We start from the raw sequence: 24014 nt of genomic DNA, 5'->3' as shown, positions 1-24014 counted from the left end.
CGGCTGCAGATCGCCGCTACAGCGTCTGCACGTCGACGACGCCGGCGACGGCCTTGATCGCGCCGGCAATCTGCGGCGAAACCTTGTAGCGGCCGGGCAGCTTCATCTCCACCTCGGTTTCGAGGTCCAGCATCATCACCAGCGAGACGTCACCGTCGGCTGCACCCGCCGGCGGCGCAGCTGCCGGCGCGGGCTTGACCGCCGGCGTCGGCTTTGCAGCGCTACCCGGCGCGGCCTCCGGCATGTTGAGCCGGCGCGCGATCGACTCCAACGGCTTGGTGTCACGCACGAAGATGCGCAGGCCCTTTTGCGTCTTGGCCGCGGCATGGTCCAGCGGCTCGGCGTGCAGCACCCGCGCCCGCACGTCCTCGCCCTGCAGCTCGGCGCCGAGTTGCAGCAGCACAGCCGCGCCCGGCTCCAGCACATCGCGGTACTGCGCGAGGCCCTCGGAGAACAGCACCGCCTCGAAATGGCCGGTCGGATCCGACAGGCCCATGATACCCATCTTGTTGCCGGTCTTGGTGCGCCGCTCCATGCGCGACACCACGGTTGCCGCGACCTTGCCCGCGGTGGCGCCGGTCTTCACCGCACGCGAGAATTCCGCCCAGGACTGCACGCGCAGCCGCTTCAGCGCGGTCGCGTAGTCGTCGAGCGGATGACCGGACAGGAAGAAGCCGATCGCATCATATTCGCGCCGCAGCCGGTCCGCCGGCAGCCACGGCTCGACCTGCGGCAGCATGATGCTGGGCGCGTCCGGCGCGCTGCCGAACATATCGTTCTGGCCCGACGTGGCCGCCTCGTGGCTGCGCTGGCAGGCGGCGAGGATTGAATCGGCGCCGGCAAAGACGCGAGCCCGGTTCGGGTCGAGCGTGTCGAAGGCACCGGCCGCCGCGAGGCTTTCGATGATCCTCTTGTTGACCGCGCGCGGGCTGACCCGCGCCGCGAAATCGGCGAGCGAGGTGAAGGCGCCCTTCTTGTTGCGCTCCTCGATGATCTGCTCGACGGCCTGGATGCCGACGCCCTTCAGCGCGGCGAGTGCGTAATAGATCGTGTTGCCGCTGACCTCGAAGGTCGCACCAGAGCGGTTGATGTTGGGCGCCTCGACCTTGATGCCGAGCCGCTGCGCCTCGGAACGAAATTCCGAGAGCTTGTCGGTGTTGTTGAGTTCGAGCGTCATCGACGCCGCAATGAACTCGACCGCGTAATGCGCCTTCATGTAGGCGGTGTGGTACGACACCAGCGCATAGGCCGCCGCGTGGCTCTTGTTGAAGCCGTAGTCGGCGAATTTGGCGAGCAGCTCGAAGATCGTCTCGGCCTGGCCCTTGCCCACGCCGTTCTTCATCGCGCCGGCGACGAAGATGTCGCGCTGCTTGTCCATCTCGGCGCGGATCTTCTTGCCCATCGCGCGGCGCAGCAGGTCGGCCTGACCTAGCGAATAGCCGGCCATCTGCTGCGCGATCTGCATCACCTGTTCCTGGTAGATGATGACGCCGAAGGTCTCCTTCAGGATCGGCTCCAGGATCGGATGCAGATATTCCGATTCCTCGTCGCCGTGCTTGCGCGCGCAATAGGTCGGGATGTTCGCCATCGGGCCCGGGCGATACAGCGCCACCAGCGCGATGATGTCCTCGAAACGGTCCGGCCGCATGTCGATCAGCGCGCGCCGCATGCCCTGGCTTTCCACCTGGAACACGCCGACCACATCGCCCCGCGCCAGCATCTGGTAGCTCGCCGCATCGTCGATCGGCAGCGTCGCGAGGTCGACATGGACGTCGCGCTGCTTCAGCAGCTTGACCGCGACGTCGAGCACCGTCAGCGTCTTCAGGCCGAGGAAGTCGAACTTCACAAGGCCCGCCGGCTCGACCCATTTCATGTTGAACTGGGTGACCGGCATGTCGGATTTCGGATCGCGATACATCGGCACCAGCTCGCTCAGCGGCCGGTCGCCGATCACGATACCCGCGGCGTGGGTCGAGGCGTGACGCGTCAGACCTTCGAGGCGCTGCGCGATGTCGAAGGCGCGCGCCACCACCGGATCCTCGTCGCGGAACGCCTGCAGCTTGGGCTCGCCCTCGATCGCCTGCGCCAGCGTCACGGGAGCTGCGGGATTCTGCGGCACCAGCTTGGTCAGCTTGTCGACCTGCCCGTACGGCATCTGCAGCACGCGCCCGACGTCGCGCAGCACGCCGCGCGCCTGCAACGTACCGAAGGTGATGATCTGCGCCACCTGGTCGCGGCCGTAGCGCTCCTGGACGTACTGGATCACCTCGCCGCGGCGGTCCTGGCAGAAGTCGATGTCGAAGTCCGGCATCGAGACGCGTTCCGGATTGAGGAAGCGCTCGAACAGCAGCGCGAAGCGCATCGGATCGAGGTCGGTGATGGTCAGCACCCAGGCGACCAGCGAGCCCGCGCCGGAGCCGCGGCCCGGTCCGACCGGAATGCCCTGCGCCTTCGCCCATTTGATGAAGTCGGACACGATCAGGAAGTAGCCCGCGTATTTCATGCGGGTGATGACGTCGAGCTCGAACGCCAATCGCTTGCTGTAGTCCTCCTCCGTCATGCCCGGCGAGAGACCGTGCACCCGCAGGCGGTTGGCGAGCCCCTCCTCGGCCTGCCGCTTCAGCTCGGCGGCTTCGTCGGCGGCGGCATCGGCGCTCGCCGCACCACCGACGGTGAAGAACGGCAGGATCGGCTTGCGGGTCTTCGGCCGGAACGAGCAGCGCTCGGCGATCTCCACCGTCGAGGCCAGCGCCTCCGGAATATCGGCGAACAGCACCGCCATTTCGGCGCGGGTCTTGAAGCGGTGATCCGGGGTCAATTGCTCGCGGTTGGTCTCGGCGATCAGATGGCCGCCGGCGATGCACAGCAGCGCGTCATGCGATTCGTAGTCGTCACTGCTGGCGAAATACGGCTCGTTGGTCGCGACCAGCGGCAGGCCCTTCGCATAGGCGAGATCGATCAGGCCACCCTCGGTGCGACGCTCCTTGTCGATGCCGTGGCGTTGCAATTCGATGTAGAGGCGGTCGCCGAACAGGCTGGCCAGGCGCTCGCAGCGGGTGGTCGCGAGCGCCGCCTGCTCGGCACGCAGCGCCAGCGCGATCGGCCCGTCGGGGCCGCCGGTCAGCGCGATCAGGTCTTCTGCGTTGTCGGTGAGCCAGTCGAACTTGACGTGCGGGGTCTGGTTGACGGGGGTTTCAAGGAACGCCCGCGAGTTCAACCGCATCAGGTTCTGGTAGCCGCGATCGCGTGCCGCCAGCAGCACGATTCGCGTAGGACCCGTCGTTGCCAGGATGCTCCGCGTGTTCGGATCGACGTCGCCGAAATCCACCGCAACCTCACAGCCGACGATCGGCTGGATGCCGTAGCCGGCCATCTTGTCGGAGAATTCCAGCGCCCCGAACATGTTGTCGGTATCGGTGAGCGCCAGCGCCGGCTGGCGGTCGGCCTTCGCGAGTTCGCCGAGCTTGGCGATCTTGATCGAGCCCTTCAGCAGCGAATAGGCGGAATGAACGTGAAGATGAACGAATCCGGCATTCGGCATGGCTGCTCGGGGAATCTCTTGCGACAGGGATGGAGCGAGCGCCAGGGCCGGAACTCGGAAGCGTCAGACCCGACTCGCAGTCCCCATCGTGGAGCCTTCCCCCTGCCAAGTCCACGCCGAACGCGGCGTGGTGGCAGCTCCTCCCGCTTTTCCCCAGGCGGGCATGAGCGGGGTGACCAGGGGCGAGCTATGTCCCTGACCCTGCGGGCACATCTTTAGAACTGGGTGATCAGCTGGGCCCAAACCGCGATCATCCCGACGAACAGCGTGATCGATGCCAGCGCTGCAGCTTCCTGTACGAAAATCTTCAACATGGCCGCTCTCCCTGAACTGGAACGTATGCAGAACATTGTTCCTTTTTTGTTCCCGGAGTCAAGCAAGGTGCACTGGGTCAGTTTGAAGACGGCCCCCGAAACGATTCGCTTGGTTAATCATGGCGGGAGCTGTCACCCACTCCACGGGTTCTCTTAGAACCCGCCTCAGTTGGCGGCCATTCTGTTCTTATTTTCCAGCAACCACCCTGTGAATCTCTTTGATCCACTCCAGCGCGTCATGCTCGCTGTCGAAGCCAGAGATGCTGTCCACTTCGCCGCCGCGCCACAAGACACTGACGGAGTGTCCCTTGCCGGATGGCATATTGACGGACAACGAACTGGTACTCGGGAGTGAAGTTCGCCAGTCCCATTGCTCAAGCATCACAACCAGGTCTTCCATCTCCCACAGTTTGTCAGTCACGCCAGCGGCCATCGCGGGCGTAACCTTGAGCGTCTGATGGATGCGCATGAAATTGTAGTACATCGTGTGCAGCGCAATCGCTGCGGCGTGGTTCTCGACCTTCTTTGAGAAGGCGTTCGCTTGTCTCCGACAAATTCAGAAACAAAAAGCTCCCCGCGTCAGGTCCGTGTAAGTCAGCGCAGTTAAGCGTCGCAACGCGCTGAGTTCTCAACTCAGCGAAAAGCATGCCTTTGCTTGGGAGCCTCATCCGTTGGAAGCAGCGGGTGAGGCTTTTTTCGTTTGTCCCAATCTGCCGCGTCGGGTTGGCGCAGATGCACTTCCGGTGAGGTCACTCATCCGCACAGCCTGCGGTTATCCTGGCGATTCCACCCAGCCAACAAAAAACCCCGGGCCGAAGCCCGGGGTTTTCGATGCCGCTTGGATCAAGCGAGCGATCAGTATCAGTACTTGGCGATGATCGGGCCACCGAACTTGTAGTTCAGACGGCCGAGGACCATGTCGGTGTCGCCACCGGTGTGGAAGCCAGCAACGGCAACACCAGCCGGGGTGACGAAGGTCGCGCCGTGGGTGTCTTCGAAGATGTGGTTGTATTCCACGCCGAGCGACCAGCCTGCGAGAAGGCGAATTCGAGGCCAACGCCGACCGTCGGGCTCCAACGGGTGTCGTAGCCGGTCGAGGACGCCAGGGCGCCGCCCGGTGCCAGGAACTCGTAGTTGCGATCGGTGACCGCAGCACCGCCCTTGGCGTACAGCAGGACGTTGTTCCAGGCGTAGCGATCTGACCGGTGAACAGGCCGAACGCGTCCGTCTTCGAGCGAACGGTGCCGCCCGGGACGAGCAGGTTGCCGGTGCTGCCGGAGAAGTCAGCCCAGTTGCCCTGAGCTTCCAGACCCCAGACCCAGCCGCCGGTCTGCCAGCGGTAGCCGATCTGGCCACCGACGGTGCCGCCGTTGGCATCGTAGCTGCCGACGCCGCCGACACCATCGACCGAACGGTTGTCGTGGCTCTGGCCCCAACCACCGTTGATACCGATGTAGAAGCCGGTCCAATCATAAACAGCGGCAACCATGGGCGGCGGAGCCTTGGTGTAAGGGCGAGCCGCGAGGTCAGCCGCGGAAGCAGCCGTCGCGCTGAGCGCAATCATGCTGGCGGTGACAAGCAAAATCTTCTTCATTTTTCCCGTTCCAACTTTTCTACAGGCCCCCAAGGCCGCGAGACACCGTCATAGCAGCCCACGACGGAATTGCTGTAACTTCGCTGCAACAGGCAGGGTCAAACGACTTCGCTCAAATTTGAAGTTAATACTATATTACAGGCACTTCTTGGAACTTTTGCCACATAGCCGCCGCAGAAATTTCACAATTCAAATCTGCATGCGCAGCAGCGCGCAAGATCGTGTTGACCGGAACCGGCTTGTCCGATTTGGATCGTCGCCGAAATCGAATCTGCGCAGCGAAGGAAATGCACATGCGGACGATGATTCTGGCTGCTGCGGCGTCTGTGGTCGCATTCGCAACCCTCGGCACCGCGCCTGCGCATGCGGTCGGTGTGCGCTACCCGTTCTGTATCCAAGGCGACCGCTATCCCGGCCTGAGCAACTGCTCCTACCCGTCCTATGAAGCGTGCCTGGCCACGGCCTCGGGCATCGGGCAGAACTGTATCGCGAATCCCTATTATGCCGGCGACAGCGACCCGCGCTCCTATCTGCACATCCCGCCACGCGATCGTCGCGAGGGCAATTTCTTCGATCTGTTCTTCACTGACCGCTGATGCGGCCGAGATCAGCGCGGCAATGTGAGTTGATGCATCAACAATGCCGGTGCCTATTCGTGCATGTGCGCGGTGAGCGTCGCTGACGCCTGATTGATTGGAGATTCCGATGCGCAGCCTGATTCCGGCGCTATTCCCGGCACTTTTGGCTTTGGGTACCGTCGCCAGCGCACCAGCTAACGCCCAGAAGTACGACACGACCTCGCCGGTCTGCAAAACCAACTACCGATGGGGCGGTGAGGATACCGACTGCGGCTACACCTCGCTGGCGCAGTGCCAGGCATCGGCGTCCGGCCTTGCCGCGATGTGCATCAACAACCCCTATTATGCCGGGCCGCCGAGCGGCAGCCGCCCGCGCGAACCTGGCCGCGCGCGGCGCTCCGGATATTGAGGACGAGAGCCTTCCCGCCTCGATTAAACGGGACGAAAAAATCTTTGAATTCATTGCCTTGACGCGAATTCTTCACGCAAGTCGCTAGCCACCTCACGTGAAGACGGCTTATTCGAGCTCGACGACCTGTCCGTTCGACAGCGAGACCCGGCGATCCATCCGCGCGGCGAGCTCCATGTTGTGGGTCGCGATCAGCATCGCGACCCGGGTCGCCTTCACCAATTGCATCAGCGCGTTGAAGACGTGATCGGCGGTTGCCGGATCCAGATTCCCGGTCGGCTCGTCCGCAAACAGCACCCGCGGTGCGTTGGCGACCGCGCGCGCGATCGCCACGCGCTGCTGTTCGCCGCCCGAGAGCTCGGCCGGACGATGCGTGATGCGGTCGCCAAGCCCGAGATAAGCGAGGATCTCGGTCGCCCGCTTCACGGTTTCGGAGCGCTTCAGGCCACGAATCATCTGCGGCAGCATCACGTTCTCGAGCGCCGAGAACTCCGGCAGCAGCCGGTGCGACTGATAGACGAAGCCGATATCGGAGCGGCGAATCTGCGTGCGGTCGACGTCGGACATCTGCGAGGTCGGCGTACCCGCGACATAGACCTCGCCGTCATCGGGGCTCTCGAGCAGGCCCGCAATGTGCAGCAGCGTCGACTTGCCGGATCCCGACGGCGCCACCAGCGCCACCGACTGACCAGGCCACAGCGCCAGCTTGGCGCCGTTCAGAACCGTCAGCGTCGCCTCGCCCTGCCTGTATTCCCGCTTGATATCATGAAGATAGACGACCGGTACGTCTTCCGCCCCCTCCGCCATGTGGGCTCCTTATTCGTACCGGAGCGCTTCGACCGGGTCGAGGCGCGCGGCGCGCCACGACGGGTAGAGCGTCGCAAGGAAAGATAGCGTCAACGCCATGATCACGACGGCGAGCGTCTCGCCGAAATCGACCTCAGCCGGAAGCTTTGAGAGGAAGTACAGTTCGGGCGAGAACAGCTCGGTGTTGGTGAGCCATGAAAGGAACTGCCTGATCGATTCGATGTTCAGGCAGATCAGCATGCCGACCGCAAAGCCGGTCAGCGTGCCGACCACGCCGATCGAGGCGCCGGTGATCAGGAATATCCGCATGATCGAGCCTTGCGAGGCGCCCATGGTGCGCAGGATCGCGATGTCCTGGCCCTTGTCCTTCACCAGCATGATCAATCCGGAGACGATGTTGAGCGCCGCGACCAGCACGATCATGGTCAAGATCAGGAACATCACGTTGCGTTCGACCTGCAGCGCGTTGAAGAACGTCGAATTGCGCTGCCGCCAGTCGACCAGGAAGACCGGCCGACCGGCCGCCTCCGTCACCAGCTTGCGGTAGGTGTCGATCTTGTCCGGATTGGTGGTGAACACCTCGATCGAGGACACGTCGTTGTTGCGGTTGAAATAGGCCTGCGCTTCGGCGAGCGGCATGAACACGAAGGTCGAGTCGTATTCCGACATGCCGATCTCGAATACCGCGGTGATCTTGTACGGCTTGATGCGCGGCGTGGTGCCCATCGGCGTCACCGCGCCCTTCGGCGAGACCAGCGTGATCATGTCGCCGGCATGCAGCGAGAGCTGGTCGGCGAGCCGGCGGCCGATCGCGACCCCCTGCCCCTCGTCAAAACCCTCGAGCGTGCCCTGCTTGATGTTCTTGGCGATCGAGGTGAGGTTGTTGAGATCGTCGGCGCGGATGCCGCGGATGAAGACGCCGGCGGCGTTGAACGGCGACGATCCGAGCCCCTGCCCATCCACGACCGGCGCGGCCAGCCGGATGCCCTGAACCTGGCTGATACGGTCGGCGACGTCTTTCCAGTCGGTCAGCGGCGATTCCAGCGGCTGCACCAGAAGGTGGCCGTTGAGGCCAAGGATCTTGTCGAGCAATTCCTTGCGGAAGCCGTTCATGACGGCCATCACCACGATCAGCGTGGCAACGCCGAGCATGATGCCGAGGAACGAAAAGCCGGCAATGACCGAAATGAACCCTTCCTTGCGGCGCGCGCGCAGATAGCGTCCGGACAGCAGCCATTCGAATGGCGCAAAAGGCGGGGTACGGACTGGCTCGCTCATGGTCTCATCCATCTCTCGATAATCCCATGATTCGGGCCAAATGTGGCCGGATTACCCCGCCGAACACGCGGCGTGAATAAACTTTAACCCGCGAGCTTCGCGACCACGTCGGCCGGGCTCAAGTTCTCGCGTGAACCGTCGCTGCGGCGCTTCACCTCGACCTTGCCCTCCGCAAGCCCCTTCGGCCCGACGAGAATCTGCCAGGGGATGCCGATCAGATCGCCGCGGCGAACTTGGCACCGGCGCGCTGATCGGTGTCGTCGTAGAGCACGTCGACGCCCTTTGCCGCGAGTTCGCGATAGAGCTGCTCGCAGGCGCCATCGACCGCGGCATCGCCCTGCTTGAGGTTGAGGATCGCGGCGCGGAACGGCGCGACCGCCTCGGGCCATTTGATACCGGCGTCGTCGTGGCAGGCCTCGATGATCGCGCCGACCAGACGCGACACGCCGACACCGTAAGAGCCGCCATGGATCGGCACGTCGACGCCATCGGGACCGGCCACCATCGCCTTCATGGTGTCGGAATATTTGGTGCCGAAATAGAAGATCTGGCCGACCTCGATGCCGCGGGTGTTGAGCCGCTTTGCCTCGGGCACTTCCTGTTCGAAGCGCGCAGCCTCGTGAACGTCTTCGGTCGCGGCATAGACCGAGGTCCACTGCTTGATGATCGGCGTGAGATCGCCGTCATAATCGACGTCCTCACCGGGCACCGGCAGGTCCAGCACATCGCGGTTGATGAAGACGCCGGACTCGCCGGTCTCCGCCAGCACGATGAACTCGTGGCTGAGGTCGCCGCCGATCGGGCCGGTCTCGGCCCGCATCGGGATCGCCTTCAGGCCCATCCGTGCAAAGGTGCGCAAGTAAGCCACGAACATCTTGTTGTAGGAGCGCCGTGCGCCGGCCTCGTCGAGGTCGAACGAATAGGCGTCCTTCATCAGGAATTCGCGGCCGCGCATCACGCCGAAGCGCGGACGCTGCTCGTCGCGGAACTTCCACTGGATGTGATAGAGGTTGAGCGGCAGGCTCTTGTAGGACTTGACGTAGGAGCGGAAGATCTCCGTGATCATTTCCTCGTTGGTCGGTCCGTACAGCAGCTCGCGCTTGTGGCGATCGAGGATGCGCAGCATCTCCGGGCCATAGGCGTCGTAGCGGCCGCTCTCACGCCACAGATCGGCAAGCTGCAGCGTCGGCATCAGCAGTTCGAGCGCACCGGCGCGGTCCTGCTCCTCGCGAACGATCTGCTCGATCTTCTTCAGCACCCGGAAGCCGAGCGGCAGCCAGGCATAGATGCCGGCGGCCTCCTGCCGCATCATGCCCGCGCGCAGCATCAGCCGGTGCGAGACGATCTCCGCCTCTTTCGGGTTTTCTTTGAGGATGGGCAGGAAAAACCGCGACAATCGCATGGCGTTACTCGGGAATCAGTGATGCTTCGGAAGAGAGCTGCAGTGAAACCGGATCGGATGTGAAAACACAAGGCCGCTTCAGGTCAAGAACCCTTCAAATCAGGCGAATTTCGGCCCTTGCAGCGAATTGCGTCCCGCCGAGGTGTCCGGCGCACGGATCGAGCGTTTACCTGACCTCGAAATCGTCTTCCAGCGTCACTTTCTTGAAATCGGTCACCAGGGCGTCGATCTGCATGTGCCAGCGGCCCGGGACCGGCAACGGCACCTTCTTCACGTGCCAATAGCCGTCTGGGCCGAGTGCGGCGCTGCGTTCCAACGGCTCGATGCCGCGATCCGGCAAACTCAGCGTCAGCGTCGCCTCCTTGGCCGCAAACGGGCTGGCGTCGCCATTCATCAACTGCAGCACGAAATCGTTCTGCCCGATCTTGCCCGGCGCGATCAGCACCTGGAACATCGCTGCATCGGTGTGGATGTGGACGGCGAGCGGAACATCGTCCGACATTGCCAGCACGCGGGGCGGCGGCGTGAAGCGCCACAGCGCGACGAGGCCGAGAATGGCGATCATGAGCACGAACTCGAGCGCGATCGAGCGTTGCAGCGGCCGTGTCCGATGAAACTCCCGCTCGATCGCCGGCGTGAACACCAACCGATTCAGCGCAGCGAGCCCCAGCAGGACCGCGACAAGCACCAGCTTTGCGACCAGCACGTTGCCGTACTCAGTGTCGATCAACGCGCCAAGACTTTCGAGCTGGATGACGGCAAGCGCGAGGCCCGACAGCGCGATCAACGCGACGACCGGCACCGCCAGCATGGAAAAGCGCCGGAGCACCCGCAGCAGCGAGTCCTTGCGCTGCCAGGCAAGCACCGCCAGCGGCGCGAGTGCGCCCATCCAGAATGCCAGGCCGACGCCATGGATGAACAGCGCGGTTCGCGTCAGCCATTGCGGAGACGCGGTGGCGGCATGGCCACTGACCGCAAACGACAGCCCGACGCAGATCATTGCGACCGCGGTGCGGATAAAGGCCGCGCCGAACGAAGGGCTTCGCCAGGCAATCGCCGCGATCAGCATTGCGGCGATCGCGAGCAGCAGGGCCGGAAACAGGCTGGTGCCGGCGGCGCTGGCCCACGCCGCCCATGTCAGGAGGCCCGTGATCGGCAGGTTCAGCAGGTCGACGCCCTGCAAGCCGAGTGAGGCGATCGCGCCAACGAGGCCGATCCTCAGCGACCACATGATCAGCCGTTCGCCGGCCGGGCCGTGCCCGATCCAGGCGGCAAAGAACACGCCGCCGACGCCGGCAAACAGCCCGAGATAGAGCGCGAGCCGCGCCAGCCAGATCAGCGCATGGAGCAGGCCGTCGCCAGACGGCGCCGCCGAGCCGGTGACGACGCCGATCGAGAACAAGAGCGAGCCCGCGACCGGGTGGCCGTCCTGCGACACCACGCGATAGCTGACCACCTGCGTGCCCTGCGGCAGGCCGGCCGGCAGCGTCACCACCACCGATTCATCGACAGCGCGGATCGCGACATCGCGCGGCTTGCCCGTAGCGTCGAGCAGGCTGACCGCCGTCGGCGCCACCGCTTCGTTGAAGCGGAGCACCACCGTCTTTGGTGCTTCCGTCACCACACTGCCGTCCGCCGGCTCGGCGCCGATCAGGACGGCATGGGCATGGGCCGTGGTCGCAAGACACAGCGCCAGGAAAAGCGCCAAGAACAGCGCCGGGAGCTGCGCAGCGAGGCTCGCGACAACATGCCCTGCGAGCAGCCGCACGGCTTACGGCTTCGGCAGCAGCTTGACGCCGGGCGCCGGCGTCTTGCTGCCATGGTCGTGCCCGCCGCCGCCCTGCCCCTCTGCCGGGATGTCGATCCAGCGACTGACACCCTGCTCGCATTCCTGCACGACCGGGAAGTAGAGCACGGTGTTCGGCTTCAGCGTATCGGTGAGAAACGTCTGCATCACGAACTCGTCGTAGTTCTTGTCGGCGAGCTTACCACCGCTCCAGGCAACTTCCTTGACGCCCTCGGAAAGTTTTGCGCCGTGATAGTCGTATTCGGCGGCGTATTTGCCGGTGACCGTATCGAGCGTCCAACCGGGCTTCGGCATCGGCTTCACCCCGATCACGCCTTCCGGAATCTGCACGCGGATCTTGATCGTCGCCGATCCTGCGCAGCCGTGCGGCACGGCGAATACCGCCTTATAGTACGAGCCGACCGGCGCCTGCTTTCCTTCAAGCGTGATATGCGCGATCGCCGGCGACGCTGCGAGCAGCGCCACCGTTGCAATGAGGAGCGTGTGTGATCGCATGACGCCCTCACATCTTCTTCATGTCCATGTGACCGGAATGGTCGCCATGGCCGGAGTGATCGCCGGCGGTCGGCGCCTGGGCACCGACGGCCTGCACGTCAAGCGAGACCGAGACCTTGCCGGCCTTCTCGAATTCGAGCGTGACCGGAACCTTGTCGCCCTGCTTCAACGGGTGCTTCAGGTCGAACATCATCAGGTGATATCCGCCGGGTGCGAGCTTCACCGTCTTGCCGGGCTCGATGGTCAGTCCCTTGTCGAGCGCACGCATCTTCATCACGCCATTGTCCATCGACATCTCGTGCACTTCGAGCTTGCCCGCGACGTCGCCCGAGCCGGAGATCAGCCGGTCAGGCGTCGTCCCCTTGTTCTCGATCGTGAGATAGCCGCCGCCGATCTTGGCACCGTTCGGCGTCGCGCGCGTCCACGCCTGCGTGATCACGAGGTCGCCGGCCTTGACGTCCTCGGCCGCGGCAGGCGCGATCAGGGTGAATGCGAAGATTGCAGCAAGCCCAGCCAGTGTTTTTCTCATGTTGAATCTCCTTGTGTTGTTGCCGACGGCCCGCCAGCTCAGAAGGTGTATTTGCCGGCCAGGATGAACGTCCTGCCCGGGAAGGGATGGAACAGGAAGTACTGCTCGTTGAAGATGTTATCGATGCCGAAATCGAACGCGAAGTTTGCCGTCGCGTTGTAATGGATCTTCATGTCGACGACGAAGAAATTGTCGAACGCGCCATAGACGTGGGAGACGATGTCGGTGTTGTCGAGGGTCGAATACTGCTTGCCGCTGTAGCGCGCTGCAACGGTGTAGGCCCAGCTTTCGTTCGGCCGGTAGGTCATGCCGATCTTGGCGCGCCAATCCGGCACATAGGGAACGCGCTTGCCCACCACGGTGGTCGGCAGGTTGGTCAGCGGATTGACGCCGGCCCAGCTCGCGTCGGCGAGGATCTTGGAATCGACATAGGTGACGCTGCCGAACAGTTGCAGGCCGGTCACGAAGACGTTGTCCTTTTCGGCCGACAGCTCGACGCCCTGCATCCGGATTGCGTCGACATTGCTGACGACGGTGGTCGGCGTCTGCGCCCCCGAGACCGGATTGGTCACGAGATTGGTCTGCGAGATGATCGCATTGTTGGCTCGCTCGGAAAACAGCGTCAGGCGGACCCGCCCGTCGGTCCACTTGCGCTCGATGTTCAATTCGCCGGTGAAGTCCTGCTCCGGCTTGAGGAACGGATTGGCGAAAGTCGCTACGCCGCCGATCGTGATGTTCTGATAGAGCTCGGTCACCGTCGGATAGCGATAGGCCTCGCCGAAATTCGCCGTGATGTTCCAATCCTTGTTCGGGTCGAACGAAAGCGAAGCCTTCGGAGAGAAGTTGGTCGAGCTCAGCCCGGGCTGGTTGACCGCCGCGGTCGACGTGATCCCGCCGGCGGCATTCGTCGTGGTGTTGAGGTTGAACCCGTCGAGCGCCTGCCAGCTCTCCAGCCGCCCGCCCAGCGTCAGCTTCAGGCTCGGGTTGATCTTCCAGGCATCCTGCAGCCACAGCGCACCGGTCCGGGTTTCGCCGACGCCCGTCGAATAGAGCGCGCCGGTGCCGGTCGACGATGTCGCGCTCCAGATCGACGAGGCGTAGACCGGATTTTCCAGCCGGTAGCGATCGCCGTGAATGCCGAAGCTGATCTCATGCGGCCCGTCATAGCCGAACGGCCGCCAGATTCCCTTGGCATCCGCATTCTGCCAGTTGGTGCCGTCCATCCTCGTGATCTTGCCGTTCGGCGAGAAGCCGACGCCTGTTGGCGCGACGGTGAACGGATTGAGCTGGGTGTCCTGCAGGTAGTTGTAGCTCGAGGCCGACAGATCGAAGTCGTAGACGCCCTTGGTGTCGCTCTTCAGCGCGACCGCGTTGCTCAGATGCGTCTGGTCCCAGACGTACTTGCCGGTGGCGAAGCCCGAATTGTTGGCGAAGGTCGGCGCGCCCGTCGCGATGGATCGCAGATAGGTCTGGGGATCGGAGACCTGATGGTTGTTCCAGATGCCGAGCGAATAGGTCGCCTGCACCAGCGGAGACACATCGTAGGCAAGGCGCAGGTTGGCCGACGTCTGTTGCGAATGCGCCAGGACGCCGGTGCCGATGACATTGGCCGGCACGCCCTGCTTGTTGAGCGCCGGAAACGCGCCGGCTGTTCCCGCCGGGATCGTCGCGCTCGTCGTGTAGGTCAGCGGCTGCTGAAAGCTGTCGAGATAGTTGGCGCTCACCAGCCACGACAGCTTGCCGTCGCGATTGCCCGCGGCCGCGCTGGTCTGACTGGTGACATAAGTGTCCTTGGTGCCGTACTGGCTCCACGGCATCACCGAGACCGTCTCCTTGGCCACCGCAAACGGCCTGTCGGGCATTTTCGACGAGATCAGCAACACGCCGCCGATCGAGTTGCCGGGATAGGCCGCCGCGAACGGGCCGTTCAGATAGTCGATCCGGCCGATCGCCTCCGGCGAGATCAGGTTCCACTTCGGCGAGGCGCTGGTGTTGTTGTTGCCGATCAGCGCCGACACCAACAGGTCGTCGTAATAGATCAGCGAGCGCGCGCTCGAATTGACGCCCCAGCTCCTGGTCGCCAGCACCGCCATGTTGTCGCCGTCGTTGCGCTTCCGCACGAACAGGCTCGGCATGTATTTGACCGCGTCCTCGGGGTCCTTGAGGTTGACGGTCTCGTCGATCTGCCCGGAGGTGATGCTGAACGACCTCTGCGGCAGCTGGAATCGGGCCACGGCGGGCGGCGTCCCGAGCGAGGCATTGGCGCCCGCCCCGGCGGTGCTGGCCACGACCGGTCGGTTCACTGCGGCCGCAGCCGCCGGCGCAGTCCGATGCCGGACGGCGACGGCAGGGCGATTGGCCGGCTTGCGCGCAGCCGGCCTGGCCGGGGGCGGCGCCTCGACGGTGACGGGTGGCAATATCCCCGGTTCGCCGTTTTGTGCATGAGCCATGTCAGCAGACGCCAGCAACGCGGCCTGAATGGCAGCGACGCTCACGCCACCGATGGCATGAAACCGAAACATGGATGAATCCTGACACCGGCTCTCTGGCCGGCTTGCTCAAGGGCACTCGCCGGCGCGACACGCGCGACCGGCAGCGAGAACGTCGTCAGGAAAACAGCGGCGGAGCGCGGGCTTGTGCCGTGAAGCCGGCCGGCGAACGATCAAGGTCTGAGGCGAAATCAAGCCAAGCGATCCGGCTCGGCATCCGTTCGACGGCGCTAGCCGCAACCTGCGGGTGATCAACCGGTGCACCGGTCTGCAGCACGCTGCAGGCCGAGCAGCAGCCATCATGGGCGTCATGACCGGTCTGGTCACCCTGCCCGCCGCCTGAGCCGACATCGCCGTGGCAGATGGTCGCCGCCGCGAGCGGATCCGACGCGGCAAGGCTTGTCGCCCAGCAGGCCCCGATCGGTGCAAAAATCTGCACCAACAGGGCAACCAGGACTATTGGCAGAAAATTCTTCAGCCGCCGGCGCATCGCAAAACCCATCCGGAACGGAACTAACCACCAAGGGCGTCGAAAGTCGAGATCGCCGAAATGCCTCGCTTCTTCCAGCTCACGGAATTTGCCGGACGTGACGTTAATGTCGCGGCCGCCTCACAAGCGGTCGTATCTCCTTACCCCGTCACGGGTTTTCACACGAATGTCATAACCGGCCGTGGCGCCATCCCAATCATTTCGCAAACTGCTCGAAATTTGAACAATCGTTGCCGAAAATGATGACAAGGCTGGAAAGATAGTCTACCAATTCCCGCGCAGGTCAGCCGCAAGGTGTGTCCTGGTGGTCCAAGTCTCGGGAGGAGCCCGACGCGCACAAGCAGCGTCACCCCATCAATCAAGATCAAATCGAATTTTTGGGGCAAATAGGGTCGACACAATTTTTGGAGCAGGGCTTGGCGCCCTGCTCTTTTTTATGTGATGATCGCATCGAGCAATGACCTCATCATCGAATCCGATCGAACATAGTTTCGAACTTGCCGCTGCGGTTTGCGACGATCTGACGCCGCATGTGTATCGACGCTTGTTTCGCGAGCATCCCGAGGCGCAGGCGATGTTTCGCGCTGAAGGCAGCGAGCCGGTGAAAGGCTCGATGCTGGCGTTGACGATCGAAGCCATCCTCGATTTCGCAGGCGAACGTCGCGGGCATTTTCGCCTGATCGAATCGGAGGTGTGCTCGCACGACGCCTACGGGACGCCACGCGATCTGTTCGTTGTATTCTTCGCGGTGATTGCCGACTGCCTGCGTGACATTCTCGGCGAGCAATGGTCGCAAGAGATCGATGTTGCGTGGCACAAGCTGCTCCGCGACATCGAGGCCATCGTGCTGCAGCAGAAACATCTCGTGGACGACGGGGCGTAGCGTCTCCGTTCCGATTGTGACACACTCCCTTTATCCGCGGCGCGTGCAACTGACGCCGACGGTCAGAAAAATGAAAGAGGGAGCAAATAATGCCAGGCACCGACAAGGGGATGGACAAGGCGTCGACGACGCGGCGCGACCTTCTGCAGATGGCGGCGGCAGGTGGAGCGGCGGCCGGCCTGTTCGGCGGAATGGGCGTGACCACGTCCGCGCTCGCAGCTGAAATGGGACGATCGGAAAAGCCGCTGAAGGCCGCGTTCTCCAATGCCGGCCTGCAGGCGACGTGGTGCGCCCAGGGCAAGCAGGCCGCCGAGTTCTGGGGCAAGTTGTTCAACGTCGAGGTCACCTGGTTCGACGGCCAGCTCGACGCCGTCAAGCAGCGCGCCGCGATCGACAACATGGCCTCGCAGAAATGGGACTTCGTCGCGATCCAAGCGTTCGGCATCGGCACGCTGACCCAGCCGGTGCAGAAGATGATCGACGCCGGGACCCCCGTGATCGACATGGACACGCTGATTGCTCCGCTCGATCAGATCAACGTCCATTCGTTCCTCGCGCCCGATAACGAATTCATGGGCGCATCGGTGACGCAGGCGCTGTGCAACGCGATCGGCGGCAAGGGCAAGGTCATCATGACCCAGGGCGCGCTCGGCCACACCGGCGCGCAGGGCCGTGCCAAGGGCTTCAACTCGGTCGTGAAGCAGTTCCCGAACATCGAAGTGCTGGATACCCAGCCCGCCGACTGGGACGTCTCCAAGACCGCCCGGCTCTGGGAAACCTATCTGACGAAGTATTCGCAGATCGACGCGGCGTTCTTCCATAACGACGACATGGCGCTCGCGGCCTACAACATCATGAAGGCGCGCAACCGCACCAACATCCTGATCGGCGGCGTCGACGCCATGCCGCCGGCGATCCAGGCGGTCAGCGAGGGCCGCATGTTCGCGACCGTGCGCAATCCGTCCTGCCGCATTCATGGTGGTGCGATCGTGGCAGGCGTCGCCGCCGTGGTCGGCGGCGAGAAGAGCGGCCAGGGCATTCCGAAGAACGTCGTGACCGACGGTCCCGTCGTGACCAAGGCCAACGCCGCCGGCATGCAATGGATGGAGGATCACTTCCTGATCTGAGCGGGCCTCATGTCGCAGGGACGCTCCCCGATCCTCGAGTTGAACCAGATCACGAAGGCCTTCGGCGGTGTCGAAGCCCTTCGTGGGGTCGACTTCGCGCTGCACGCCGGCGAGATCCACGGTCTCGTCGGCGAGAACGGCGCCGGCAAAAGCACGCTGATGAAGATCATCGCCGGCGTGCACCCGGAGTTCTCCGGCCGCTTCATGCTCGATGGCAAGGAGACCCGGTTCCGCTCCACCCGCGACGCGCATGCCGCCGGCATCGGCATGGTGCATCAGGAGCTCAGCGTCGCCCCGGATCTCACCGTCGCCGAGAACGTCTTCCTCGGCAACCAGCCGACCAACCGCCTCGGCTTCGTGCAGTGGCGACGGATGGCGCGCGAGGCCGGCGAGCAACTCGCCCGCTTCGGCATCGACGTCGATCCGATGACGCGGCTCGGCGACCTGCCGATCGGGTTGCAGCAGCTGATCGAGATCGCCCGCGTGCTGTTCTCCGGCGCGCGCATCATCATCCTGGATGAGCCGACCTCCGCGCTCTCCCCACCCGAGGTCGAACGCCTTTTCGCGACGCTGCACAAGCTCCGCAACGAAGGCACCAGCATCGTCTTCATTTCGCATTTCATCGAGGACATCCTGCGGGTCTCCGACGTGGTGACCGTGTTCCGCAACGGCCGCAAGATCGCCGAGACCGCATCCGCCGACACCACCAAGGGCGCGCTGATCGAGGCCATGATCGGCCGCGGCGGCGAGGCGCTGGAGCACAGCTACACCGATGACCTCATGCTCCCCCAAGCAGGCGCCGGCTCGGCCGTCCTGAAGGTGGACCAGCTTTCGCTCGGCCGCACCCTCCAGGACGTCTCGTTCGAGGCCCGCGCCGGCGAAGTGCTCGGCATCTATGGCTTCATGGGCTGCGGGCAGTTGGAGCTCTCCCGCATCCTGTTCGGCAAGCTCAAGCCGGACGGCGGTACGCTTGCGGTCGACGGCGCCGCGAAAACCTTCCGCAGCACCGCGGCAGCGCGGCGGGCCGGCGTCGCATTGGTGCCGGAGAGCCGGCGCGCGATGCTGTTCCATCAGGAGCCGGTCTATAAGAACATCTCGATCAGCATCCTGGACCGGATCTCGGCGCTGCTGCTCAAGCCGGTGCGCGAGCGCGCCATCGCCCAGCGCCAAGTCGAGCAATTGCAGATCAGGCCGCCAATGGTCGGCCTCGATCTCGGCATGCTCTCCGGCGGCAACCAGCAAAAGGTGGCGCTGGCGAAATGGCTGACCTACCCGCCGCGCCTGCTGGTGCTGTGCGAGCCGACCCGCGGCATGGATGTCGGCGCCAAGAATGACGTGATCAATATCGTACGCGATCTCCGCGCCAAGGGACTCGCTATCATCGTGCTGTCGACCGAGCCGGAGACGGTGCTGTCGCTGGCCGACCGGATCCTGGTGCTGAAGCGCGGCGCGGTGGTGCGCGAATTCGCCGGCGAGGCCGTGAGCAAGGATCGGCTGCTGGAAGCGGCCTGATGGAGTGGAATGATGGCAAGCAGTGACAGCGCGACGGCACCTGCGGATCACAAGCGGCCGCGCGGGCTGGCTTCCTTCCTGCGCTCGCAGATGCGCAACATCGCGCCGTTCCTGACGTTGATCTTCCTCAGCGCCTTCTTCGCGATCGCGAGCCCGTCGTTTGCGACCATCGATAATGTCGGCAACATCCTGACCCAGGTGTCGGTCACCGGGATCATCGCGGTCGGCCTCACCTTCGTGATCCTGTGCGCGGAGATCGACCTGTCGATCGCCAGCATCGCCAACGTCACCGGCATCGCGGTGGCGTACTTCACGCTGCAGGAATCCTACGTCAACATCGCCAACGTCCCGATGCCGGGGATCGTCGCGATCCTGCTGGCGCTGGCGCTGTGCGCGCTGCTCGGCCTGGTCAACGCGCTGGGGCTGACCTTGATCGGCATCCCCTCCTTCATCATGACGCTCGCCATGATGCAGATCGCGGCCGGCGTCTCGGCGCTTTTGGTGCGCGGACAGATCGCCTACAAGGTGCCGGACCTGATCACGACGCTCGGCTCAGGCTCGATCGGCGGCATCCCCTGGATCGTGATCGTCGCGGCGGTGATGCTGCTCGGCGGCCATCTGGTGCTGACCTACACGCGGTTCGGCCGCTATGTCTACATGGTCGGCGGCAACCGCGAGGCCGCCGAATTTGCCGGTCTCAATGTCAAGCTCATCCTCGGCAGCGTGATGGTGATCTCGGCGGTTTGCTCGGGGATCGGCGGCATGCTCGGCGTCGCCCATTTCGGCAGCGCGCAGCAGAACGAGTTCGACACCTATCTGCTGGACTCGATCGCGGCCGTGGTGGTCGGTGGCACCAGCCTGTTCGGCGGCCGCGGCGGCATCGGCAACACGATCGTCGGCCTGTTCGTGCTCGGCGTGCTCAACAACGGCCTCGACCACGTTAATATCGACAGCTTCCTTAAGATCCTGATCCGCGGCCTGATCCTGCTCGCGGCGCTGATCATCAATGTCTACGCGCAGCGGCTGCGGGAGCAAGCGGCGGACTAGGTACGTTAGTATTCTGGCAACTTGCTCGCGCGCGGCCCCAATCACGGCGTCGTCCCGGCGAAGGCCGGGACGACCACGGAATATGTGGCGTGCTCGCGACACTAGTCGGTGTCATCACCTGACAGCTGAGGGATGCTGCAGCAATTGCGTCGAAGATTTCCGAACAAGCCCGCCGAGCCGACGCTAATCTGGGGGGCAGCGGAGGGTTACCCTTTGTCAGCATCAGCGGCACATCGGCAGATATACGGGAGGTTCGGCAGGACAATCGCCGTTGCAGTCGGAGTTGCCCTCAGTCAGGCCGCAACAGCAGCGCCGCCCGACAACCCGAATCCCGCGCTTGCCCCATGGTTTGAGGGCCTGAAGCAACCGGACACCGGTGCGTCGTGCTGCTCGATTGCAGACTGCCGAACGGTTGAGTTCCGGCAGGATCGGGACGGCTACGAGGTACTGATCGATAGCCGCTGGAAGCTGTCGTCGCCATTCTGGCTACGAGTCCCACCGAACAGGATCATCAACAGAACCGACAACCCGACGAACCGCGCCGTGGTTTGCTTCACGCCTGAGGCCGGCATTCTCTGTTTCGTGCGTCCGGCCGAAAGTTAGTCGATGCCGCTGCGGGTTACACGACTATCGCTACTTCCGGTTCATCTGGCAAAATCCGGCTGCCAGTGGCGCAGCTCGCGCGCGGCGTAAGTGACGCTGCCGATCGTCGTAAAGGATGCTGTCTCCAGCATCATGTTGCGGGCGAGCTTGAGGGCCCGCGCCTCGCAGATCGCGCGCTGCTTCTCGTCGGCGATCCATTCGAAATCGATGTTATGCGCGAGGCCGAGGATACGGCGTATGGTCTTGGCCGCGGCGAAGCCGACGGTGTCGTGGAACAGCCGCGCCATGTAGGCCTGCCGTTCCGCCTCCAGCCGCGCGGCGCCCGCCTCACCCGCGAACAGCGACACCGGATAGCCGTCGCCCTTCGCCTCGCTGCGCCACAGCGCGAGAAACTTGCGGGAAAATTCCGTCCAGACGCCCTCGATGGTTTCCAGCAGCCAGGCTTCGAACGATGCGCGCTCGCCCGGCGAGCGCTCATGGCCGGCTGAGGCCAGGTAGGCCATCAGCAGATTGCCGATGACGGCGCCGATGTCGAACCCCATCGGGCCATAGAACGCGAACTCGGGATCGATCACCTTCGTCTCACCTTCGGTGACCATGATCGAGCCGGTGTGCAGGTCGCCATGGAGCAGTGCCTCCGGGCTTGCCATGAACTTCAGCTTCAGCCTGGAGATCGCGACGTGGAGGTCGAGATCCTGGCGGAACGCCGCCGCGGTCGCTTCGAGATACGGCGCGGTCCAGCGGTTCTGCTCAGCGATGCGGTACGGATCGGTGAAGATCAGGTCCTCGGTGATCTTGCAGAGCGCATGGTTGCCCGCAAATGCCGCGATCCCTTCCTTCTTGTCTGCCGCCGACAGTGCCAGATCGGACGAGAAGAACAGCGTCTGCGCCAGAAAGGTCGAGATATCCTCGACGAAGCGCGGGTAGCGCGTCGCTCCGATCAGGCCCTTGCGCATGATGATGTGCGGCTCGAGCAGCTCCATCGCGGTGAGCGCGAGCGGCGCGTCGTGATGCAGCACCGCCGGCACGAGGCTTGGCGCCAGCCGCGCCTGATGCACCAGCGCCAGATGTTCGTAGTGCGCCCGCGACAGCGGCAGCGGCCAGCTCTCGCCGACCAGCCGCACATAGGGTAGCGCCTGCTTGACGGCGAGGCCCCCGCCCGTGCCCTTGACGATGAAGACGAGGTTGAGATTGCCGTCACCGACCTCGCTGATCGACCAGTCGGCCGGCGCACCGCCGAGCTGGGTCACGATGGCCGGAAGCCCAGCGAGATAGCCCCGCAGGTCGGCCTCGCGCAGGATTCGATACTGACTGGCCCCGGAAGAGCCCGGTTGCGCCTGCAGGTTCATGGTGGCCCCTCCTTCGATTGCCTCGGGGCGAGGTTGATCCTTGCTCCCGTTCCGGGATCACGCCGGTGCCGGCTTCCACCTGGAAGGATCATAGTTACAGCAAATGATGCCGGCGGCCAGCGCATAGCCTGCGATGTTCCATTTCAACCCAAACAGTCCCCCTCATTCCTGAAAGTTCATGTCAATGTTTCCAGTCGTATCCCGTGGCGGAATGTCCGTGCGGGACGGGATTTGCGTCCCGTCACGCCGGATGTAACCTGCGGGCGTCGAAACTTGTCGAACCGCGGCACAGGCATCGACCGCAAGCAAGTCGCACGATGACCGACGACACTGAGACCATTTCGCTGCGTCCCACCATGGTCGATGGCGTCCAGCAGGACGACGACTATGAAGTGATCTGGCGCGGCCTCCCGGTCGGCAGGATCATGCGGCAGCAGGACAGCCGGCAATGGTGGTGGGGCTGCAACGTCTATGGCCGGCCGCCCACGAACGGCGACAGAGGTCCTGCGATCGATTTCAAGGATGGTCAGGTCCGCTTCAAGCTTGCCTGGGGCCGGCTGAGGCCGACCCTGACCGACGAGCAGATCGCTGTGGCGACACGCCATGCGGAAGGACTGCAGAAGCAGGCGGGCGGCCAAGCAGTGGCGGCTAAACCAGACCTGGTCATGCAAAACAGCCGCGGGGCGCTCCGCCATCGCGTGCTCAAGCCCGGCACCATCGAATTCAACGGCGGCGCCATCGACTGCGTGATCCGGAACATCTCTGAGACCGGCGCCGCGCTCGAAGTCACCAGCCCGGTCGGAATCCCCGAAACCTTCAACCTTGTGCTTCCCGGCGATCACACCAACCGTCCATGCCGGGTCGCCTGGCGCAGGGAGCGCCGCATCGGGGTCAGGTTCACATAGTCCTCAGGACCGTCGCAGGTTTCGTTCCGGCTCCGCCCCAGGGGCATAGCCCGGGTGGGCCAGGCGATACCTCGAGAAAGTGTTCCCGCGTGTTGCGGATCCGGTCATCGGGCGCGCGACCCGGTGGCTCATGCAAGCGACATTACTGCGTCAGTTGTGAAACTCGGGCATCCCCATCAGACGCGACAGCCGCTCGACCGAGAGATAGCCGGAATAATACGCCCACATCGCGATCGCGAAAATCACCGCCGAGATCAGCGTGGTCAACAACAGCTTGCGGCCCATCCGCGCCAGGATCGGCGCGCCGGGGTCGGTGCCGGGCGCGCCGACGCCATCCTCGTGCTGGCTGCGTATGCCGAACGGCAGCGTCAGGAACAGCACGAGCCACCACAGCACGAAGTAGACCGCAAGGCTGGTGGAGATCTGGTACGCCATGTGGCCTCAGGCCTGTTCGATCTCGACCAAAGCGCCGGAAAAGTCCTTGGGGTGGAAGAACAGCACCGGCTTGCCGTGCGCGCCGATCTTCGGCTGGCCGTCGCCGAGCACCCGGGCGCCCTCGGCGATCATGCGGTCGCGCGCCGCGATGATATCGGGCACGTCGTAACAGACGTGGTGGATGCCGCCGTCGGCATTGCGTTCCACGAACTTCGCGATCGGCGAGGCCTCGCCGAGCGGCTCGATGAATTCGATCTTGGTGTTCGGTAGCGTCACGAACACGGTGATGACACCATGCTCCGGCAGCGGCACGGCATCGGAAATCTCGGCGTTGAAGGCGGTGCCGTAGATCTTCGCGGCCTGCTTGGCGTCCTTGACCGCGATCGCGACGTGATTGAGCCGTCCCAGCATCTCTTTCTC

The 24014-nt window shown here is 63.9% G+C and carries 19 protein-coding genes and 3 pseudogenes; 8 read left to right on the top strand and 14 right to left on the bottom strand.

What is annotated here, in order from left to right:
- Positions 1 to 16 precede the first annotated feature (16 nt).
- From dnaE to ALC15_RS05355, 3 genes and pseudogenes are all read right to left on the bottom strand, one after another.
- Entirely contained in the window at positions 17 to 3541 is a 3525-nt protein-coding gene (dnaE, locus tag ALC15_RS05365) for a DNA polymerase III subunit alpha (RefSeq protein WP_050626380.1), read from the bottom strand.
- A gap of 479 nt (positions 3542 to 4020) precedes the next feature.
- Positions 4021 to 4402 (bottom strand): annotated as a pseudogene (locus tag ALC15_RS41470) (hypothetical protein); the annotation flags it as partial.
- A gap of 314 nt (positions 4403 to 4716) precedes the next feature.
- Positions 4717 to 5449: pseudogene (locus ALC15_RS05355) on the bottom strand (outer membrane protein).
- Positions 5450 to 5742: 293 nt separating this feature from the next.
- On the opposite strand from ALC15_RS05355, the gene ALC15_RS05350 reads away from it, so the two are divergent.
- Together ALC15_RS05350 and ALC15_RS05345 are read left to right on the top strand one after the other, a co-directional pair.
- The gene (locus tag ALC15_RS05350; protein ID WP_244485935.1) at positions 5743 to 6045 is read left to right on the top strand and encodes a DUF3551 domain-containing protein; all 303 of its coding nucleotides are present in this window, start codon (positions 5743 to 5745) and stop codon (positions 6043 to 6045) included.
- Positions 6046 to 6154: 109 nt separating this feature from the next.
- A complete protein-coding gene (locus tag ALC15_RS05345; RefSeq protein WP_050626377.1) occupies positions 6155 to 6436 on the top strand; it encodes a DUF3551 domain-containing protein in 282 nt (93 codons plus the stop codon).
- A gap of 108 nt (positions 6437 to 6544) precedes the next feature.
- Here ALC15_RS05345 and ALC15_RS05340 read toward each other — a convergent pair whose 3' ends face one another.
- The 8 genes and pseudogenes from ALC15_RS05340 to ALC15_RS05305 form a co-directional block, all read right to left on the bottom strand.
- On the bottom strand, positions 6545 to 7243 hold the full coding sequence (locus ALC15_RS05340) for an ABC transporter ATP-binding protein (protein ID WP_050423854.1): 699 nt from the start codon (positions 7241 to 7243) through the stop codon (positions 6545 to 6547).
- 9 nt (positions 7244 to 7252) lie between these two features.
- Positions 7253 to 8533, bottom strand: a complete 1281-nt coding sequence (locus ALC15_RS05335) for a lipoprotein-releasing ABC transporter permease subunit (RefSeq protein WP_021079195.1) — start codon at positions 8531 to 8533, stop codon at positions 7253 to 7255.
- A gap of 71 nt (positions 8534 to 8604) precedes the next feature.
- A pseudogene (gene proS / locus ALC15_RS05330) lies at positions 8605 to 9923 on the bottom strand (proline--tRNA ligase).
- A 166-nt stretch (positions 9924 to 10089) separates the two neighbouring features.
- Entirely contained in the window at positions 10090 to 11691 is a 1602-nt protein-coding gene (locus tag ALC15_RS05325; RefSeq protein ID WP_347336272.1) for a copper resistance CopC/CopD family protein, read from the bottom strand.
- 3 nt (positions 11692 to 11694) lie between these two features.
- Entirely contained in the window at positions 11695 to 12225 is a 531-nt protein-coding gene (locus ALC15_RS05320) for a YcnI family copper-binding membrane protein (RefSeq protein ID WP_050626376.1), read from the bottom strand.
- A 7-nt stretch (positions 12226 to 12232) separates the two neighbouring features.
- A complete protein-coding gene (locus tag ALC15_RS05315) occupies positions 12233 to 12754 on the bottom strand; it encodes a copper chaperone PCu(A)C (protein WP_050626375.1) in 522 nt (173 codons plus the stop codon).
- Between the two features lie 38 nt (positions 12755 to 12792).
- Complete coding sequence (locus tag ALC15_RS05310) at positions 12793 to 15042, bottom strand: TonB-dependent receptor (RefSeq protein WP_244485934.1); 2250 nt, start codon at positions 15040 to 15042, stop codon at positions 12793 to 12795.
- Between the two features lie 319 nt (positions 15043 to 15361).
- On the bottom strand, positions 15362 to 15733 hold the full coding sequence (locus tag ALC15_RS05305) for a DUF2946 family protein (protein WP_050626527.1): 372 nt from the start codon (positions 15731 to 15733) through the stop codon (positions 15362 to 15364).
- Between the two features lie 457 nt (positions 15734 to 16190).
- Between ALC15_RS05305 and ALC15_RS05300 the strand changes: the two genes are divergently transcribed.
- From ALC15_RS05300 to ALC15_RS45405, 5 genes are all read left to right on the top strand, one after another.
- On the top strand, positions 16191 to 16616 hold the full coding sequence (locus tag ALC15_RS05300; protein ID WP_050626373.1) for a globin: 426 nt from the start codon (positions 16191 to 16193) through the stop codon (positions 16614 to 16616).
- Positions 16617 to 16705: 89 nt separating this feature from the next.
- Positions 16706 to 17743 carry a sugar ABC transporter substrate-binding protein gene (locus ALC15_RS05295; RefSeq protein ID WP_050626372.1) on the top strand — a complete coding sequence of 346 codons (1038 nt, stop codon included), beginning with the start codon at positions 16706 to 16708 and terminating at the stop codon, positions 17741 to 17743.
- 9 nt (positions 17744 to 17752) lie between these two features.
- Positions 17753 to 19255, top strand: a complete 1503-nt coding sequence (locus ALC15_RS05290) for a sugar ABC transporter ATP-binding protein (RefSeq protein WP_050626371.1) — start codon at positions 17753 to 17755, stop codon at positions 19253 to 19255.
- A gap of 12 nt (positions 19256 to 19267) precedes the next feature.
- Complete coding sequence (locus tag ALC15_RS05285) at positions 19268 to 20302, top strand: ABC transporter permease (protein ID WP_050626526.1); 1035 nt, start codon at positions 19268 to 19270, stop codon at positions 20300 to 20302.
- Positions 20303 to 20434: 132 nt separating this feature from the next.
- Complete coding sequence (locus ALC15_RS45405; RefSeq protein WP_244485933.1) at positions 20435 to 20905, top strand: hypothetical protein; 471 nt, start codon at positions 20435 to 20437, stop codon at positions 20903 to 20905.
- Between the two features lie 41 nt (positions 20906 to 20946).
- On the opposite strand, the gene mtnK is transcribed toward ALC15_RS45405, so the two are convergent.
- Positions 20947 to 22254, bottom strand: coding sequence for an S-methyl-5-thioribose kinase (gene mtnK, locus ALC15_RS05280; protein WP_050626370.1), 1308 nt, complete (start codon positions 22252 to 22254; stop codon positions 20947 to 20949).
- A gap of 665 nt (positions 22255 to 22919) precedes the next feature.
- On the opposite strand from mtnK, the gene ALC15_RS05275 reads away from it, so the two are divergent.
- A complete protein-coding gene (locus tag ALC15_RS05275; RefSeq protein ID WP_050626525.1) occupies positions 22920 to 23159 on the top strand; it encodes a PilZ domain-containing protein in 240 nt (79 codons plus the stop codon).
- A 150-nt stretch (positions 23160 to 23309) separates the two neighbouring features.
- On the opposite strand, the gene ALC15_RS05270 is transcribed toward ALC15_RS05275, so the two are convergent.
- Positions 23310 to 23594: a DUF1467 family protein gene (locus tag ALC15_RS05270; protein ID WP_050626369.1), complete on the bottom strand. Its 285-nt coding sequence runs from the start codon at positions 23592 to 23594 to the stop codon at positions 23310 to 23312.
- Positions 23595 to 23600: 6 nt separating this feature from the next.
- Positions 23601 to 24005 (bottom strand): methylmalonyl-CoA epimerase, encoded by a 405-nt coding sequence (gene mce / locus ALC15_RS05265; protein ID WP_016841811.1) that lies wholly within the window; start codon positions 24003 to 24005, stop codon positions 23601 to 23603.
- Positions 24006 to 24014 lie beyond the last annotated feature (9 nt).

It is taken from the genome of Bradyrhizobium viridifuturi (assembly GCF_001238275.1).
In the GTDB taxonomy this organism is placed as follows: Bacteria; Pseudomonadota; Alphaproteobacteria; order Rhizobiales; family Xanthobacteraceae; genus Bradyrhizobium; species Bradyrhizobium viridifuturi.
Note: the sequence above shows the minus strand (reverse complement) of the source record. Positions and strands in the feature narration are given on the sequence as shown.

Coding starts and splice junctions, on each gene's coding strand:
- dnaE (WP_050626380.1), bottom strand. CDS start 3,541: ATGCCGAATGCCGGATTCGTTCATCTTCACGTTCATTCCGCCTATTCG.
- ALC15_RS05350 (WP_244485935.1), top strand. CDS start 5,743: ATGCGGACGATGATTCTGGCTGCTGCGGCGTCTGTGGTCGCATTCGCA.
- ALC15_RS05345 (WP_050626377.1), top strand. CDS start 6,155: ATGCGCAGCCTGATTCCGGCGCTATTCCCGGCACTTTTGGCTTTGGGT.
- ALC15_RS05340 (WP_050423854.1), bottom strand. CDS start 7,243: ATGGCGGAGGGGGCGGAAGACGTACCGGTCGTCTATCTTCATGATATC.
- ALC15_RS05335 (WP_021079195.1), bottom strand. CDS start 8,533: ATGGATGAGACCATGAGCGAGCCAGTCCGTACCCCGCCTTTTGCGCCA.
- ALC15_RS05320 (WP_050626376.1), bottom strand. CDS start 12,225: ATGCGATCACACACGCTCCTCATTGCAACGGTGGCGCTGCTCGCAGCG.
- ALC15_RS05315 (WP_050626375.1), bottom strand. CDS start 12,754: ATGAGAAAAACACTGGCTGGGCTTGCTGCAATCTTCGCATTCACCCTG.
- ALC15_RS05305 (WP_050626527.1), bottom strand. CDS start 15,733: ATGCGCCGGCGGCTGAAGAATTTTCTGCCAATAGTCCTGGTTGCCCTG.
- ALC15_RS05300 (WP_050626373.1), top strand. CDS start 16,191: ATGACCTCATCATCGAATCCGATCGAACATAGTTTCGAACTTGCCGCT.
- ALC15_RS05295 (WP_050626372.1), top strand. CDS start 16,706: ATGCCAGGCACCGACAAGGGGATGGACAAGGCGTCGACGACGCGGCGC.
- ALC15_RS05290 (WP_050626371.1), top strand. CDS start 17,753: ATGTCGCAGGGACGCTCCCCGATCCTCGAGTTGAACCAGATCACGAAG.
- ALC15_RS05285 (WP_050626526.1), top strand. CDS start 19,268: ATGGCAAGCAGTGACAGCGCGACGGCACCTGCGGATCACAAGCGGCCG.
- ALC15_RS45405 (WP_244485933.1), top strand. CDS start 20,435: ATGCTGCAGCAATTGCGTCGAAGATTTCCGAACAAGCCCGCCGAGCCG.
- mtnK (WP_050626370.1), bottom strand. CDS start 22,254: ATGAACCTGCAGGCGCAACCGGGCTCTTCCGGGGCCAGTCAGTATCGA.
- ALC15_RS05275 (WP_050626525.1), top strand. CDS start 22,920: ATGCAAAACAGCCGCGGGGCGCTCCGCCATCGCGTGCTCAAGCCCGGC.
- ALC15_RS05270 (WP_050626369.1), bottom strand. CDS start 23,594: ATGGCGTACCAGATCTCCACCAGCCTTGCGGTCTACTTCGTGCTGTGG.
- mce (WP_016841811.1), bottom strand. CDS start 24,005: ATGCTGGGACGGCTCAATCACGTCGCGATCGCGGTCAAGGACGCCAAG.